14 protein-coding genes are annotated in these 14480 nt (G+C 72.2%); 8 read left to right on the top strand and 6 right to left on the bottom strand.

Annotation, left to right across the window (positions count from 1 at the left end; translation table 11 throughout):
- The first annotated feature begins 2 nt into the window (after positions 1 to 2).
- Both ACFQS7_RS12670 and bcp read left to right on the top strand, forming a co-directional pair.
- Complete coding sequence (locus ACFQS7_RS12670) at positions 3 to 2996, top strand: bifunctional [glutamine synthetase] adenylyltransferase/[glutamine synthetase]-adenylyl-L-tyrosine phosphorylase (protein WP_380067439.1); 2994 nt, start codon at positions 3 to 5, stop codon at positions 2994 to 2996.
- Positions 2993 to 3469, top strand: a complete 477-nt coding sequence (gene bcp, locus ACFQS7_RS12675) for a thioredoxin-dependent thiol peroxidase (RefSeq protein WP_380067440.1) — start codon at positions 2993 to 2995, stop codon at positions 3467 to 3469. Before ACFQS7_RS12670 ends, bcp begins: the two co-directional genes overlap by 4 nt.
- Before the next feature lie 12 nt (positions 3470 to 3481).
- Here the strand turns inward: bcp and ACFQS7_RS12680 are convergent, their stop codons facing one another.
- Genes ACFQS7_RS12680 through ACFQS7_RS12690 form a run of 3 tightly spaced genes read right to left on the bottom strand, consistent with a single transcriptional unit; the run spans position 3482 to position 7346 of the window.
- Positions 3482 to 5065 carry a M48 family metalloprotease gene (locus ACFQS7_RS12680; protein WP_380067441.1) on the bottom strand — a complete coding sequence of 528 codons (1584 nt, stop codon included), beginning with the start codon at positions 5063 to 5065 and terminating at the stop codon, positions 3482 to 3484.
- Entirely contained in the window at positions 5062 to 5430 is a 369-nt protein-coding gene (locus ACFQS7_RS12685; protein WP_380067442.1) for a hypothetical protein, read from the bottom strand. Before ACFQS7_RS12685 ends, ACFQS7_RS12680 begins: the two co-directional genes overlap by 4 nt.
- A gap of 11 nt (positions 5431 to 5441) precedes the next feature.
- Positions 5442 to 7346, bottom strand: coding sequence for a CHASE2 domain-containing protein (locus ACFQS7_RS12690; protein ID WP_380067443.1), 1905 nt, complete (start codon positions 7344 to 7346; stop codon positions 5442 to 5444).
- Between the two features lie 348 nt (positions 7347 to 7694).
- Between ACFQS7_RS12690 and ACFQS7_RS12695 the strand changes: the two genes are divergently transcribed.
- Positions 7695 to 7904: a hypothetical protein gene (locus ACFQS7_RS12695; RefSeq protein WP_380067444.1), complete on the top strand. Its 210-nt coding sequence runs from the start codon at positions 7695 to 7697 to the stop codon at positions 7902 to 7904.
- Between the two features lie 393 nt (positions 7905 to 8297).
- On the opposite strand, the gene ACFQS7_RS12700 is transcribed toward ACFQS7_RS12695, so the two are convergent.
- The 3 genes from ACFQS7_RS12700 to ACFQS7_RS12710 form a co-directional block, all read right to left on the bottom strand.
- Entirely contained in the window at positions 8298 to 8606 is a 309-nt protein-coding gene (locus tag ACFQS7_RS12700; RefSeq protein WP_380067445.1) for a hypothetical protein, read from the bottom strand.
- A 31-nt stretch (positions 8607 to 8637) separates the two neighbouring features.
- The gene (locus ACFQS7_RS12705) at positions 8638 to 8856 is read right to left on the bottom strand and encodes a DUF3126 family protein (protein WP_380067446.1); all 219 of its coding nucleotides are present in this window, start codon (positions 8854 to 8856) and stop codon (positions 8638 to 8640) included.
- 102 nt (positions 8857 to 8958) lie between these two features.
- Complete coding sequence (locus tag ACFQS7_RS12710; RefSeq protein WP_380067447.1) at positions 8959 to 9240, bottom strand: BolA family protein; 282 nt, start codon at positions 9238 to 9240, stop codon at positions 8959 to 8961.
- Between the two features lie 105 nt (positions 9241 to 9345).
- Here ACFQS7_RS12710 and ACFQS7_RS12715 point away from each other — a divergent pair, with 105 nt between their 5' ends.
- The 5 genes from ACFQS7_RS12715 to ACFQS7_RS12735 all read left to right on the top strand — a co-directional run bounded on the left by ACFQS7_RS12715 (position 9346) and on the right by ACFQS7_RS12735 (position 14478).
- Positions 9346 to 9960 carry a J domain-containing protein gene (locus tag ACFQS7_RS12715; protein ID WP_380067448.1) on the top strand — a complete coding sequence of 205 codons (615 nt, stop codon included), beginning with the start codon at positions 9346 to 9348 and terminating at the stop codon, positions 9958 to 9960.
- Positions 9961 to 10058: 98 nt separating this feature from the next.
- Positions 10059 to 11069 carry a cobaltochelatase subunit CobS gene (cobS, locus tag ACFQS7_RS12720; protein ID WP_380067449.1) on the top strand — a complete coding sequence of 337 codons (1011 nt, stop codon included), beginning with the start codon at positions 10059 to 10061 and terminating at the stop codon, positions 11067 to 11069.
- Between the two features lie 129 nt (positions 11070 to 11198).
- Positions 11199 to 13067, top strand: a complete 1869-nt coding sequence (gene cobT, locus ACFQS7_RS12725) for a cobaltochelatase subunit CobT (protein ID WP_380067450.1) — start codon at positions 11199 to 11201, stop codon at positions 13065 to 13067.
- Between the two features lie 7 nt (positions 13068 to 13074).
- The gene (locus ACFQS7_RS12730) at positions 13075 to 14064 is read left to right on the top strand and encodes an esterase-like activity of phytase family protein (RefSeq protein ID WP_380067451.1); all 990 of its coding nucleotides are present in this window, start codon (positions 13075 to 13077) and stop codon (positions 14062 to 14064) included.
- 273 nt (positions 14065 to 14337) lie between these two features.
- The gene (locus tag ACFQS7_RS12735) at positions 14338 to 14478 is read left to right on the top strand and encodes a hypothetical protein (RefSeq protein WP_380067452.1); all 141 of its coding nucleotides are present in this window, start codon (positions 14338 to 14340) and stop codon (positions 14476 to 14478) included.
- The last annotated feature ends 2 nt before the right edge of the window (positions 14479 to 14480 follow it).

A 14480-nucleotide genomic window follows, 5' to 3' on the forward strand; every position in this document is an offset into this window, starting at 1 on the left:
GCATGACCCAACCCGCATTCACGCCGGACCGCCTGCCGCGTCCCTACGACCGGGCGGCGGCCGACCGCCTGCTGCAGCATTTCACCGAGGGCGATGCCGCCGCCCGCGCCGTCGTGGCGCTGCCCGGCGGGCCGGCGCTGCTCGGCGCGCTGGGCGGCCACAGCCCCTATCTGGCCGAACTCGCCCAGCGTGCGCCGGCGCTGCTGCTGCGGCTGGCCGAACGCGGCCCGGACGAGGCCTTCGACCTGGCCCTGACCCCGCTGCACCATGCCGATCCGGGGGCCGCGCGCGACGTGGTCGGCGCGATGCTGCGGCGGGTCAAGCGGCAGGCGGCGCTGGTCGTCGCGGTGGCCGACCTCGCCGGGCTCTGGCCGCTCGACCGCATCACCGGGGCGCTGTCGGAACTGGCCGACGGCACCATCGACTTCGCCTGCGCCCACCTGCTGCTGGCGGCCGGGGAGCGCGGCGAGCTGCGCGTCGCCCGGCCGGCCAACGGCGCGCGGCCGGACCCGAAGGCCATCGCCAAGGGCAGCGGCCTCAGCGTGCTGGGCATGGGCAAGCTCGGCGGGCGGGAGCTGAACTACTCCTCGGATGTCGACCTCATGGTGCTGTACGACCCGCTGGCGGCGGCCACCAACCCGGACCGTGCGGCCGCCTGCTACGTCCGCCTGGCGCGCGACCTCGTGCGCCTGCTCGATGAACGCACGGCGGAGGGCTACGTCTTCCGCACCGATCTGCGATTGCGCCCCGATCCGGCGGCGACGCCGCTCGCCGTCTCGATCAACGCGGCGATCGTCTACTACGAGAGCATGGGGCAGAACTGGGAGAGGGCGGCGATGATCAAGGCCCGGCCGGTGGCCGGGGATCGTGCGCTGGGGGACCATTTCCTGCGCGAGATCCGCCCCTTCGTCTGGCGCCGTCACCTCGATTTCGCCGCCGTGGCGGATATCCATTCCATCAAGCGGCAGATCCATGTCCACAAGGGCGCCAAGGGCGCCGGCGCCACGATTGCCCTGGCCGGGCACGACGTGAAGCTCGGCCGGGGTGGGATACGCGAGATCGAGTTCACCGCCCAGGTCCTGCAACTGATCTGGGGGGGACGTGATCCTGGGCTGCGCGACCCGACCACCCTGGGGGCGCTGGCGGCGCTGGCCGCGGCCGGGCGGCTGGACCGCCGGGCGGCGGCGGACCTCGCCGATGCCTATGTCTTCCTGCGCAACCTGGAACACCGGCTGCAGATGGTGGCCGACCGGCAGACCCACCGGCTGCCCGAGGACGCGGCCGGGCTGGCCCGCATCGCATCCTTCATGGGCTTCGCCGGCGGGGAGGAATTCGCCGCCGCCTTCCTGGGGCATCTCGGGCGGGTCGAGCGCCACTACGAGAGCTTCTTCGAGACCGCGCCGTCGCTGAGCGTCGAGGGGCCGGACGGCGCCGGCACCGGCAACCTGGTCTTCACCGGGGTGGACGACGACCCGGGGACGCTGGCGACGCTGAAGCGCCTGGGCTTCGCCGACCCGGCCTCGGTCGGCGCCATGGTGCGGGCCTGGCACCACGGCCGGCCGCGCGCCACCCGGTCCGAGCGGGCGCGGGAGCTGCTGACCGCCCTGATGCCGATGCTGCTGGCCGCCTTCGGCCGGCAGTCCAACCCGGACCAGGCCCTGCTGCGCTTCGACATGGTGCTGACCCGGCTGCCGGCCGGCGTGCAGGTGCTGTCCCTGCTGCACCGCAACCCGGCGCTGCTCGACCGCGTGGCCTTCCTGCTCGGCGCCGCGCCGCAGCTGGCGGAACACCTGGCGCGCAACCCGGCGGCGCTGGACGGGCTGCTGACCGGCGGCGGCATCGCGCCCAGCGCGGCCGACCCGGCGGCCGGGCTGCCCGCGCTGGTCAAGGATGCCCGCCACCTGGAGGAGGCGATGGACGCCGCCCGAAGGCTGGCGACGGCACGGAAATTCGAGATCGACGCGGCGGCGCTGGAAGGCGCCATCGACGCCGACACCGCCGGCGAATTGCGCGCCGACCTGGCCGATGCCGCGATCGCCGCGCTGCTGCCGCGCATCCTGGCCGACTTCGCCGAACGCTACGGCCGCGTCCCCGGCGGCGCCCTGGCGGTGCTGGCCATGGGCAAGCTGGGCAGCCGGGAGATGCTGCCGGGCTCCGACCTCGACCTGGTGCTGCTCTATGACCACGATGCGGAGGCGACCGGCAGCGAGGGCGGCCGGCGGTCGCTGGCGCCGTCGGAATACTTCGTCCGCCTCGCGCCGCAGGTGGTCAGCGCCATCACCGCGCCGGGCGCCGAGGGCCGGCTGTGGGAGGTCGACATGCGGCTGCGCCCGTCCGGCAACAAGGGGCCGGTGGCGGTGCGGCTGTCGACCTTCGAGCACTACCACATGACGGAGGCCTGGGGCTGGGAGCGCATGGCGCTGACCCGGGCGCGGCCGATCGCGGGGCCGCCGGCGCTGCGGCGGCGGATCGCCGCCTTGCTGCGCGCCGCCATCACCCGGCCGGGCGCGGCGGAGACGGCGCTGACCGATGCGGTGGCGATGCGGCAGCGGATGCTGCGCGACCTGCCGCCGGAGGGACCCTGGGACCTGAAGGCGATGCCGGGCGGGCTGATCGAGGTGGAGTTCGTCGCCCAGGCCCTGCAGCTGCGCCACGCGGCGGAGAACCCGAAGATCCTGGCGACCTCCACCCGGCTGGCGCTGGCCCGGCTGCGCGAGGCCGGGCTGCTGCCGGCCGAGGAGGCCGCGGCGCTGATCCGCGCCGACCAGCTGTGGCGGACGGTGATCGGGCTGGTGCGGCTGACCCACGGCAAGTCGCGCGACCCGGCGCTGCCGGCCCCGGCCGCCGCGGCGCTGCTGCGGGCCACCGCGCCGTTGCTGCCGGCGCCGGCGGTTGACCTGGCCGGGCTGCGCACACAGATGGCGGAGACGGCCGAGGTGGTCCGCACGATCTTCGAGCGGCGGATCGGCACGCTGGGCATGGGGGCGGGGGCATGAGCGAAGCGGGACCGATCGAGGGCGCGGCGGCGCCGGCCTTCTCCATGCCGGCGAGCGGCGGCCGGACGGTGAGCTCCGCGGCGCTGAAGGGGCAGCCCTACCTGCTGTACTTCTACCCGAAGGCGGACACGCCCGGCTGCACCAAGCAGGCCTGCGGCCTCCAGGAAGCCCTGCCGCAGCTGGGCAAATTGGGCCTGACGGTGATCGGGGTGAGCCCGGACAAACTGCCGCCGATCGAGAAATTCGCCAGGAAATTCAACCTGGAATTCCCGCTGGCCTCGGACGAGGACCATGCGGTGGCCATGGCCTATGGCACCTGGGTGGAGAAATCCATGTACGGCAAGACCTACATGGGCATGGAGCGCAGCAGCTTCCTGGTGGATGCCGAGGGCAAGGTCGCCCGCGTCTGGCGCAAGGTGAAGCCGGAGGCGCATGCCGCGGCGGTGCTTGAGGCCGCCGCGTCGCTGCGATAGCCGGCAGGCGCGTCAGCCGGCACTGGCCTTCATGCTCGCCTCGCAGGCTTCGAGCAGGCTGCGGTCCTTGGCCGCGCATTGGGCCAGGACGCGGGTGGCCGCGTCCTTGCGCCCCGCGCGCGCGAGCAGCCCGGCCCGGGTCGGCAGGAAAAGCTCGGCGTTGTTGAAGCGCTGCGCGCCCTGGTCCAGCACGCGCATCGCGGCATCCACCTGGCCTTCCCCGGCCAGCATGGCGGCATATTCGGCGAAGGCGGCGGAGGGCGCGGTCGGCAGCCGGGTCGCCTGCTCGTATTCCTGGGTCGCCTGGGGGATTCTGCCTTCGGCCAGGTAAATCTTCGCCTGCAGCATCCGGTGGGTCGCCGGGAACAGCCGCTGGACGCGACCCTGCGCGAGGATGCCGCGCGCCCGCGCGGTGTCCTGGTCGACCAGCGCCGTGCTGACCTCCCCCGCCGCGGTGCGTGCGGCGACCCATTGGTCGACCTCGCGGCCCAGCGCCCCGGCGCGGAACGGGTTGGGCTTCGAATCCGGCGGATCGTCCAGGTTCCAGAATTTCTGGTCGTATTCCGTCATCGACGTGCGGCGGGTCAGCGCCGCGTCGTGCCGTTCGGCCAGGCCGGCCGAGGTCGCCACGCTCGTCGTCATCTTCTCGATCATGCCGCCGAACATCGTGAGGCCGAGCGGCACGTACTGCTGGTAGGCGGAGGGCGCGAACTGGGTCAGGCCGGTGCCGAGCATCGCGATGCCGCTCTGCACCGTGCCGCGCAGGTTGGCCTCCGTGGCCGCCCGGTTCCCGTCGCCGCGGCGGAGGTTGTCGAGCGAATCGGCGGCGCCGGTCGGGCTGTAGCCGGCGCGGACCGCGAGGTCGAAGCCGAGGCGGTCGGCCTCGGTCTCCTGCCCGCGGGCCCAGCCCGGGTCGAACAGCTCGTTGGCCAGGCCGCGCAGCAGCGTGGTGCCCGCCATGACCGAGACGATGACGACCCGTTTGGTGCCGGAGGTGGCACCCGGCGTGAGCTGCGCCGCGGTGCCGCCCGAGACGGCGAGCGAGGTGCCGACGAGCGCGGCATTGGCGGCGAGCTGCGAGGCGGCGGCGCTGCGCTGCGCCTCGGCCCGGCGTTCGAGGTTGTGGCCGAGCAGGACGTGGGAGATCTCGTGGCCGAGCACGAAGGCGATCTCGTCCTCGCTGCCGGCGTCGCGCAGCACGCCGAGATTGACGAAGACCCGGCGTTCGGTCGAGGCATAGGCGGCATAGTCGAGCACGGGCGAGATGAAGACGCCGAGCTGCGGCAGCGGCGTCTCGGTCCAGCGGGCCAGCATGCCGTTGGCGATGCGCTGGATCTCCCGTTGCAGCGCGGGGCTGGTGACCGGCTCGAATTCGGTCTGCAGGACGGCGGGCAGCAGCGCGTCGCGGCCGTCGAAGGACAGCAGCGCGGCGCCGCCGACGGGCCGGTTGCCGGCTTCCCGCGCGATGCGGGCATGGATCTGCGGGTCCTTCGAGAGCCGCTGCGTGGCCTGCGGCGTCCCGCAGGTGACGAGCAGCGGCAGCGCAAGGGTGGCCAGCAGGATGCGGCGGGCCGGCCGGGCCACGGCGCGCCTCACCGGCCGGGCGCCGCGGGGCGGGGGCAGCCGGCGCCGAGGCCCATCCGCCCGGCGGCTTGCGTCGCCGGCTGGCCGAGCGCGTCGCAGCTTGGCGCCGCGGCCGCGGTCTGGCTCAGCCTCACGTCCGGACGGAACAGGAAAAGCGATCCGGTGTCCCGGCGGATCTCGAGCCAGTTCGAGTTGCTGCTCGGGGAGGCCTGTAACGGCAGCTTGGGCAGGTCGCTGGCCGGCATGCGGGCCGTCGGTCCCTCCAGCTTGGTGCGCACGCGGATTTCGGGACCGGTAAAGCCATCGATCTGCTGGGCGACGGCGGCACCGGCGAACAGCGTCAGTGCCGCAGCGACGGACAGGACGAGTTTCTGCATGACGGTCTCCTCTATTTTGCTGGTCGGGGTGATCCGGAATCGATGTCGGGCAGGATTTGCCTGGGCACCGGGACGCTCAACAGGGCCGCCGCGATGCTGAGGCTGAGCAGCGCGACCTTCAGCGGATCGGCCGGCGTGAGCTGGCCGCCGGTCGGATCCAGCCGGTAGGCGAGCCAGAGCACCGCCAGCGTCAGGCCCAGCATGACGATGCGGAGGATCCACGGCACGTACCAGGCCTCACCCCCGGGCGAGCCGGATGGCGCGATCCAATTCCGCCTGACGATGGCAAGCCCTGTCGCCATGCCGATCAAGAGGACGGTGAACAGATATTCCACCCAGCCGCTTCCGGGCTGCCCGGCACGGGGGTGGTCGGGGCCAAGGCGCAGGAGCGTCTCCAGCGCGACCGCATGCAGCACCACGCCGGGCACCGTGGCATGCAGCGGCGAGGCGACGCGATCGGGGCTGCCGAGGGTCGCGTCGCCGATCAGCACGAAGCGGCCCTGCAGCAACGCCCTTGCCGCCATGGCGAGGTTCTGGTCGTCGCTGACGACGGCGGACGCGCTGATGACCGGGAAGGGCAGGCAGGGCTCCCGGTAGTGACCCTTCCAGTGCTGCTCGCTGGCGGTGAAATCCGGCAGCAGCGGCTGGTAGTCCGGCGCGTTCGGCGACTGGATCAGGTCGCCCAGCGCAAGGATCCAGCTGTCCGGCACGCCGACCGCGCTGGCCAGGATGGCGGCCTGCACGATCCGATCGTTCCACCCGGCCGCGCCCGCCCGGTAGATGGTGCACCGCGTCCCGAGCGCCGGGTGGGCGACATACGGCTGCATGGCATCGGCGCGCAGCGCCCAGCGTGGCTGCAGGCCATAGCCTTGCGTAAGCCCCTCCTCGCCCTGCAGCCATCTGCGGTCCCGCCCGCACCATGCCGGCTTCGGCCCGTCCGGGTGCTCGCAGGCCAGGGTGGCGAGCACCACCGCCGGCAACCGGGTCTCGACCGGCATGAGGAAGTTGCTCGGCACGGTCGGGCGCGTCCTGGGCAGGCAGAGCACGGTGCCGTCGTCCTGCTTGAACGGGCGGCCGAGACAGGCTGACAGGGGATAGGTGCGGTCGTCGTCGGCGTCCACTGGCCAGTCGATGACGGCCAGGGACTCGGCGGCGCAGGCGAGCTCCTCCAGCACGGCGGTACGGCGCGCGAGCCCCCGCGGGCTGCGCTCGGGGCAACGGGTGTTCATCCCGTCATGGCCGGCTGCCGCGGCCCGGCCGCTTTCGGCGAGGACGACGCGCATCGGCGACGCCGGGCCCGGCGGCTGGTTGGCGCGGGCATCGATCGCGCCCGCCAGGTCATCCAGATCGCTGGGCGAGCCGCGTTCGACCCCGAGCACGACATCGATGAAGACGGCCTTCGGCTGCGCCGGCCGAAGGCTCTCCAGCAGCCGGGTCCAGGCGTCGAGCCGGGGCGGCCAGTGGCTGCCGAGGGCCTCCATCGCCGGCTCGTCCATCAGCAGCACCGCGATGCCCGGTGCCGCGCTCGGCGTTTCGGAGACCGCGGCGAGGCGGCTGTAGAACAGGCGGGAGGCCTGCAGGGTGGCCGACTGCCAGCCGAAGGGGTTCACGACGACCAGGGCAAAGGCCGCGAGCGTGGCGCTGCGCAACCTGGAGCAAAGGCGGCAGGTGAACTCGTTGCGCCATCGGTGGTCCGGGTTGCTGTCGTAATCCGAAAAGAACCATCTTGGGTGCAACAGGCAAATCATCAAGCGCCCGATCAGGGTCGGGCCGAGGGCATTCGATGCACGCCATGCTAACCGATTCAGTTTCTTCGGGATCGGTTCTGCCGCAGGAAGGCGGTTCCGGGTCGAGGCATCTTGTTGGCCGGAACCGCCGTCTTCGCGTGCGCCTTCCTTGTCTGAGGTGTCAGGCATGGAGGCTGGATCTCGAACAATGCGATGCTAGAACCTTAAGACGACCGATAATCCGAATAAAAGTATTTTTTAGACGGTATTTCGGCTTCGAATATTAGCGCGTTGGTTGATCTTGCCGTTTCGGGATTCTGCCGGTGAGGGTGCCTCGACCCTGGCGGTCATCCCGCGAGGCAATGACGCGGCAGCCGCACCGGGGCTTGGCGCGGCGCGGATGCCGGCGCGCAGCCCCACGCCGTTCGCGCAGGCCAATACCTGGAAGGTGATACCGTCCGCCCCCAGGCTAGTCGGTTCGTTCGCCACCCTTTTCCATCCCGCGCGTTCCGCTGCCGGACTGTCAGGGAGAACATCATGTCGCGTATCGTTGTTGTGGCGCTGCTCAGCCTCGCCCTTGCCGGATGCGGCCAGAGCGCGGGCGGCCGTGCCGTTTCCGGCGGGCTGCTCGGTGCCGGCGCCGGAGCGGGCGTGGGCGCGCTGACCGGCGGCAGCGTCGGCACCGGGGCGCTGGTGGGCGGCGGGATCGGCGCCGCGGGCGGCGCACTGACCGCGCCGCGCCGCTGACACGCGGTCCGGCCCCGGCAAGCCCCCCCGGCGCATCCGTGCCGCCTGCTGCCGGGTCTGCCTGGCGGCGCGGGTCCGATCGGTGTCGGGGCCGGCGCCGCCGCGGCGCCGCCGCGGCGCACCGCCCGTCCGGCGGGAGAACGAACGCAGCCGCCGCGACGACGAAGGCTGACGCGCGGCCGCGTCGCGCCGGCACGAATGCTCTGGCGCGCCACCGGCACGACCGCGACCGGCGGTCGGCCTGGCACCAGCGCAACGGGAAGGCGGAGCGCGGGGCCCGGCGATCCGGAGCAGCGCTGATACCGTCACGCCGGCGACGCCCGGCGGCGCACGGCCGCCCCGCTATCGGGACGCCGGTGCATCCGCAAGCGTCCCGGCCGGCGGGGAAATCCCCTAGCGGCCCGGCGGCGGCCGCAGCGGCGCGAAGTCCTCGGTTTCGATATCGCGGCCGAACTGGCCCTTGTCCTCGGGCAGCTTGCCACGCTGCGGGTCGGCGGCGGCGTCGACCGGCGCCGGCATGCTGCCGCGGGGGGCCTGCCCCAGGGTGCCCTCCACCAGGTCCAGCGGCAGCGCCCGCTCGGCGGTGCAGGAACAGACGACGGAGCCGTCCGCCAGCTGGTTCGGCATGGTCACCTGGTCGCAATGCGGGCAGCGCACGGCGTCGAGGCGCAGTTGTTCGGGACGGGGGTCGGTTTCGGTCATGCAGCCATGACGCGGCGCGCCCCGTCCGGGTTCAGTTGAGCTGCGACAGGTCTTCGGACAGCACCACGATCTGCACGCTGTAGGAAACCTCGCCATCCTCGGCGTCGCGGTGGACGGTGCCGACGAATTCGCTGCCGACAAACAGTTCGACGGACGCGTTCTTGCGGTTCGGGGTCGAGAGCTTGATCGTCTCGTTGCCCAGCAGCCGGCGCAGATGGGCCTGCACGGCGGCGAGTTCGGCTGGGGTCATGTCTTGGTGTCCTGCTCGGAAAGTGCGGTCCCATAGCGGCGCGGCGGGACGAGGGCTAGGCCGGGGCAGGATTTCCCGCAACCCAGGTCGTTGCAGGAGGCGTCAGGCCTGCCCGGCTTCCTCGGGGGTCTGCAGCTTCAGCGCCAGCGCATGCAGGCCGCGGCCGAATTCCGCTTCCAGCACCGCATGCACGGCGCGCGACCGGGCCACCCGGTTCATCCCGGCGAAGGCCGGGCTGATGGCGAGCACGCTGTAATGCGTCTCCCCGCCCGGGGCGGCGCCGGCATGGCCGGCATGCTGCTGGCTGTCGTCCTGGACCTCGATCCGGGCCACGGGGAAGCTGGCTTCGAGGATGCGGCGGATGCGGTCGGTGCGTGTCGGCATAAGCGTTATTTCAACGGTTTCGCGGCGTCAGGCAAGGCCGGGCCGCGGCCGACCGGACGGTGCGCTTGCCTTGCACCACCGCCGGCCCACGCCCATAAAGCGACGATGCCCCCCCGCCGCGGCCGCAAATCCGAGCCCGATCCGGCCCAGCCGCTGCGTCCCTGCGACGCGCCGGGCTGCACCGCGGCCGGCGAATTCCGCGCGCCCCGGTCACGTTCCGCCCTGAACGAATACGTCTGGTTCTGCCTGCCGCACGTGCGGGAGTACAACTCGGCCTGGGACTACTACAAGGGCATGGGCCCGGCCGAGATCGAGGCCAACCTGCGCCAGGACACCGGCTGGCAGCGGCCGACCTGGCCGCTCGGCCGGCTCGGCGGGTCGAGCCGCTTCGCCCCCGAATTCATGGCCGATCCGCTGGGCATCCTGCGCGACACCCCGCTGCACGCCCAGCGCACCCGGCCGCGCGAGGAGAAGCGCGAGGCACCGCCCGAACTGCGCGCCGCGCTCGACGTTCTGGCCCTGGCCTGGCCGCTGGACATGACGGCGCTGCGCGCCCGCTACAAGGAACTGGCCAAGCAATTGCATCCCGACCTGAACGGCGCCGACCGCGTCGCGGAGGAACGGATGAAGGACGTGAACCGCGCCTACAGCCTGCTGCGCCAGAAGCTCGGCGGCGGCCGGGCCGCGGCGCCGGCGGAACCGGCCGAAGCCGCCCCCTGACCCCTGCCGGCCCGACAGGTTGGGAATTCGCCCGACCCCGGGTAGCCTGCCGCCGAACCCTGGCCTAGTCTCCCCCCAAGAACCCTGAGCGGATGCCGATGAACAAGGTCGCCACCCTCGCCGAAATCCGTCCAACTTCGGCGATCAACACCCCCGACATCACCGTCAGCGCGCGCGAGGCCTTCGGCCTCGACATCGACCTGCAGGTGCCCGCCTTCTCCCTGCGCACGGAACACGTGCCGGAGGTGGACCACACCTACAAATTCGACCGCGAGACGACGCTGGCGATCCTGGCCGGCTTCACCAACAATCGCCGGGTGATGATCCAGGGCTACCACGGCACGGGCAAGTCCACCCATATCGAGCAGGTGGCGGCCCGGCTGAACTGGCCCTGCATCCGGGTGAACCTGGACAGCCACATCAGCCGCATCGACCTGATCGGCAAGGATGCGATAGTCCTGAAGGACGGCAAGCAGGTGACGGAGTTTCGCGAGGGCATCCTGCCCTGGGCGCTGCAGCACCCCTGCGCGCTGGTCTTCGACGAATACGACGCCGGCCGCCCGGACGTGATGTTCGTCATCCAGCGGGTGCTGGAGGTCGAGGGCAAGCTCACCCTGCTCGACCAGAACAAGGTGATCCGGCCGCACCCGATGTTCCGGCTGTTCGCCACGGCGAACACGGTGGGCCTGGGCGACACGACCGGGCTCTATCACGGCACGCAGCAGATCAACCAGGGCCAGATGGACCGCTGGTCGGTGGTCGCCACGCTGAACTACCTGCCGCATGCGCAGGAAACCTCGATCGTCCTGGCGAAGATGGGCTCGGACGGCAGCGACCCGAAGCAGAAGAAGCGGGTGGAAGCCATGGTCGCGCTGGCCGACCTGACCCGCGCCGGCTTCATCGCCGGCGACATCTCCACGGTCATGTCGCCGCGCACCGTCATCACCTGGGCCGAGAACGCCAAGATCTTCGGCGATGTCGGCTTCGCCTTCCGCCTGACCTTCCTCAACAAGTGCGACGAGGCGGAGCGCAGCACGGTGGCCGAATACTACCAGCGCTGCTTCAACGAGGACCTGCCGATGGGCACCTCGCTGAAGAAGGCGGGCTGAGGTCGCGGGATGCCCGGGCGCGGCCCGGGCATCCCGCCCCCGCCATGGCGCGCGCGCGACGGCGCGTCGCCGGCCACCCTTCCCGGCATGCGCCACCAGGGCTGACGAGACCCCAGGGCTTACGAGACAATGTCCAAGCAAGACCTGACCCGCCAGGAAGAATTCAAGCGCGCCACCGCCGGCACGCTGCGCGCCATCGCGCATGCGAATGCCGAGGTGCAGGTCGCCTTCCAGCCCGGCCCGGGCGGCGTCTCCGGCAAGCGGGTGCGGCTGCCGCTGCCGACCCGCGCCCTGCCGGCGACCGAGATGGCCAAGCTGCGCGGCGCGGCGGATGCCGCGGCACTTCGCATCCGGCACCATTCGGAGACGGTGCACAGCGCCCGCCTGCCCCAACGCCGGGAGGCCAAGGAGGTCTTCGACGCGCTCGAGGACGTCCGGGTCGAGGCCGTGGGCAGCAAGCACATGGCCGGCGTCGCCGCCAACCTGCGCGCCCGGCTGACCGACCAGTGCGAGACCGAGGGCTATGACCGCATGACGCGGAAGGACCAGCTGCCGCTGCCGGCGGCGCTGTCCCTCCTCGCCCGCGAACGCATCTCGGGCGAGCCGGCCCCCGAGGCCGCCCGCCGCGTGCTCGACCTGTGGCGCGACACGATCGGCGAGCAGGCCGACACCGCCCTGGCCGAGATGGCCGGCACCACCGACGACCAGGACGCCTTCGGCCGCGCCGCCCGCAAGCTGCTCACCGCACTCGATTTGGCCGAGGCCGAGGTCGAGGCGGAATCCGAGGACCAGGAGGACGGCGAGGAGAGCGGCGAGCAGTCCAGCCAGCAGGACCAGTCCGGCGAGGGCGAGGCCCAGGCGCAGGACCAGGAGAGCATGCTGGGCGCCCAGCCCGAGACCATGCAGGGCGAGGCCTCCGACGAGGAGGTCGAGGAGGCGGAGGAGGAAGGCGCCGCCGCCGAGGGCGACGACAAGCCGGGCGGCCCGCAGCAGCGCCGCGAGGTGCCGCAGACCGACGATGCCAGCCGCTACCACCCCTTCACCACCGCGCATGACGAGATCGTCGAGGCCGACGAGCTCTGCGACCCGGAGGAGCTGGGGCGGCTGCGCCAGCAGCTCGACCAGCAGCTGTCCCACCTGCAGGGCGTCGTCTCCAAGCTGGCCAACCGCTTGCAGCGCCGGCTGCTGGCGCAGCAGCAGCGCGCCTGGGAATTCGACCTCGAGGAAGGCACGCTGGACGCCGCCCGGCTGTCCCGCATCATCGCCAACCCGCTGCTGGCGCTGACCTACAAGCGGGAACGCGAGGCCGATTTCCGCGACACCGTGGTGAGCCTGCTGATCGACAATTCGGGCTCGATGCGCGGCCGGCCGATCACGGTCGCCGCCATGTGCTCCGACATCCTGGCCCGGACGCTGGAGCGCTGCGCGGTGAAGACCGAGATCCTCGGCTTCACCACCCGCGCCTGGAAGGGCGGCCAATCGCGCGAGAAATGGGTGCAGGACGGCAAGCCGCGCAACCCGGGCCGGCTGAACGACCTGCGCCACGTGGTCTACAAGGCGGCCGACGCGCCCTGGCGCCGCGCCCGCAAGAACCTCGGGCTGATGCTGCGGGAAGGCCTGCTGAAGGAGAACATCGACGGCGAGGCGCTGGAATGGGCCTACAAGCGCATCCGCAACCGCCCCGAGCACCGCCGCATCCTGATGGTGATCTCGGACGGCGCGCCGGTCGATGACAGCACCCTGTCGGTGAACCCGGGCAACTACCTGGAACGCCACCTGCGCAAGGTGATCGGCGAGATTGAGGGCCGCGGGGACGTCGAATTGATTGCCATCGGCATCGGTCATGATGTTACCCGCTACTACCGGCGGGCCGTGACCATCGTGGACGCCGAGGAGCTTGGCGGGACCATGATGAAGAAGCTGGCCGAATTGTTCGACGAGGACGCCGCCGAAGCCTGGCAGCGGGCCGCCACGGAACGCGCCGCGCTCGTCGCCTGACCCTGCCATGGTGACCTTTCCCGGCGGCCGCTGGCGCCGCCGGTCGGTGCTGGCGGCCGGCTTCGGCGCGCTGGCCGCCACCGCCTGCGCCCAGGGCGGCTTCGCCCAGGGGATGCCGGCCAAGCCCCTGGCACTCGGCCCGCTGCCGCCCGGCGGCCGGCTGGAACTGCTCGGCGGCCTGCAGCTCGACGACGAGGCGCTGGGCTTCGGCGGCCTGTCCGCGCTGCATCTGGATGCCGACCTCCAGGTCACCGCGATCAGCGACCTGGCGAATTGGATGACCGCGCGGATCGTGCTGCGGGACGGCCGGCCGACCGGCCTCGCCGGGCTGCGAACCGGCCCGCTCGGCGACGGCGCCGGGCAGCCCTTGCCGCGCGGCTTCGGCGGCGATGCCGAATCCCTGGCCCGGCTGCCCGACGGTACCTGGCTGGTGGGCTTCGAGCGCTGGCACCGCATCCGCGCCTACCAGCGGCTGGACGGGCCGGGCCGCTATGTCCCGGCGCCGCCGGGGCTGGAGAAGGCGGGCGGCAATGGCGGGCTGGAAGCGCTCGCCGCGCTGGCCGATGGCCGCCTGCTGGCGATCACCGAGGCGATGAGCGTGCACGACCAGCCGGGCGTGGTGCGCGCCTGGCTCCGCGGCGCGGCGGGCGAATGGATGCCGCTGGCCTACCGGCCGGGCGAGGGGCTGAGCCCGTCGGATGCCGCGCCGCTGCCGGATGGCGGCGCGCTGGTGCTGGAGCGAAGCTTTTCCCTGTTCGGCGGCTTCGGTGGCCGCCTGATGCGCATCCCCGCCGCGGCGCTGCACGCGGCCGGGCCGGGGACGGTGCTGGAAGGCGAGGAGATCCTGCGCATCGCGGCACCGCTGCCGGTGGACAATTTCGAGGGCGTCAGCGCGGTTCGGGTGGGTGGCCGGACGTTGGTGGCGCTGGTCTCGGACGACAACCAGAACCTGCTGCAGAAGACCCTGCTGCTGCTGTTCGTGCTGGCGGACGACTGAGCGCGGGCTTTTCGCGGGCAGGAAGCCCGTTTTATGAGCGGTTCGGTGCATTTTTTAGGCACAAAGTTCAAGATGGCCTGAATAGGCCAGAAAAGCGGCATTGATCCTGGCCTGGGCAGCCTGCTATCCATCCGGTGCCGGAGCCGGCGGGCCAGCCCCGCTCCCAGGATACCGGCCCTGGTTCCCCCCAATGGCGGGTGGGGCCAAGCCGCGGGACGGCCCCGTGCCCTCCCAGTGCAGGACCTGCGGGCCAAAGGCGGCCCGCGCGCGGAGATGCGCTCCGCGGAGACCTCCACCGTGTACCAGGGCTTCCCGAAGGCCGGGCCGCTGCCCGACCGCATCGCCGCACCCGCTGCCGTCGCCCTGACCGGGCGCGCCGCCCGGGGCGCCGCCGTCGCCGCCATGCGCATCTGACG

Source organism: Dankookia sp. GCM10030260 (assembly GCF_042666655.1).
Taxonomy (GTDB): domain Bacteria; phylum Pseudomonadota; class Alphaproteobacteria; order Acetobacterales; family Acetobacteraceae; genus Paracraurococcus.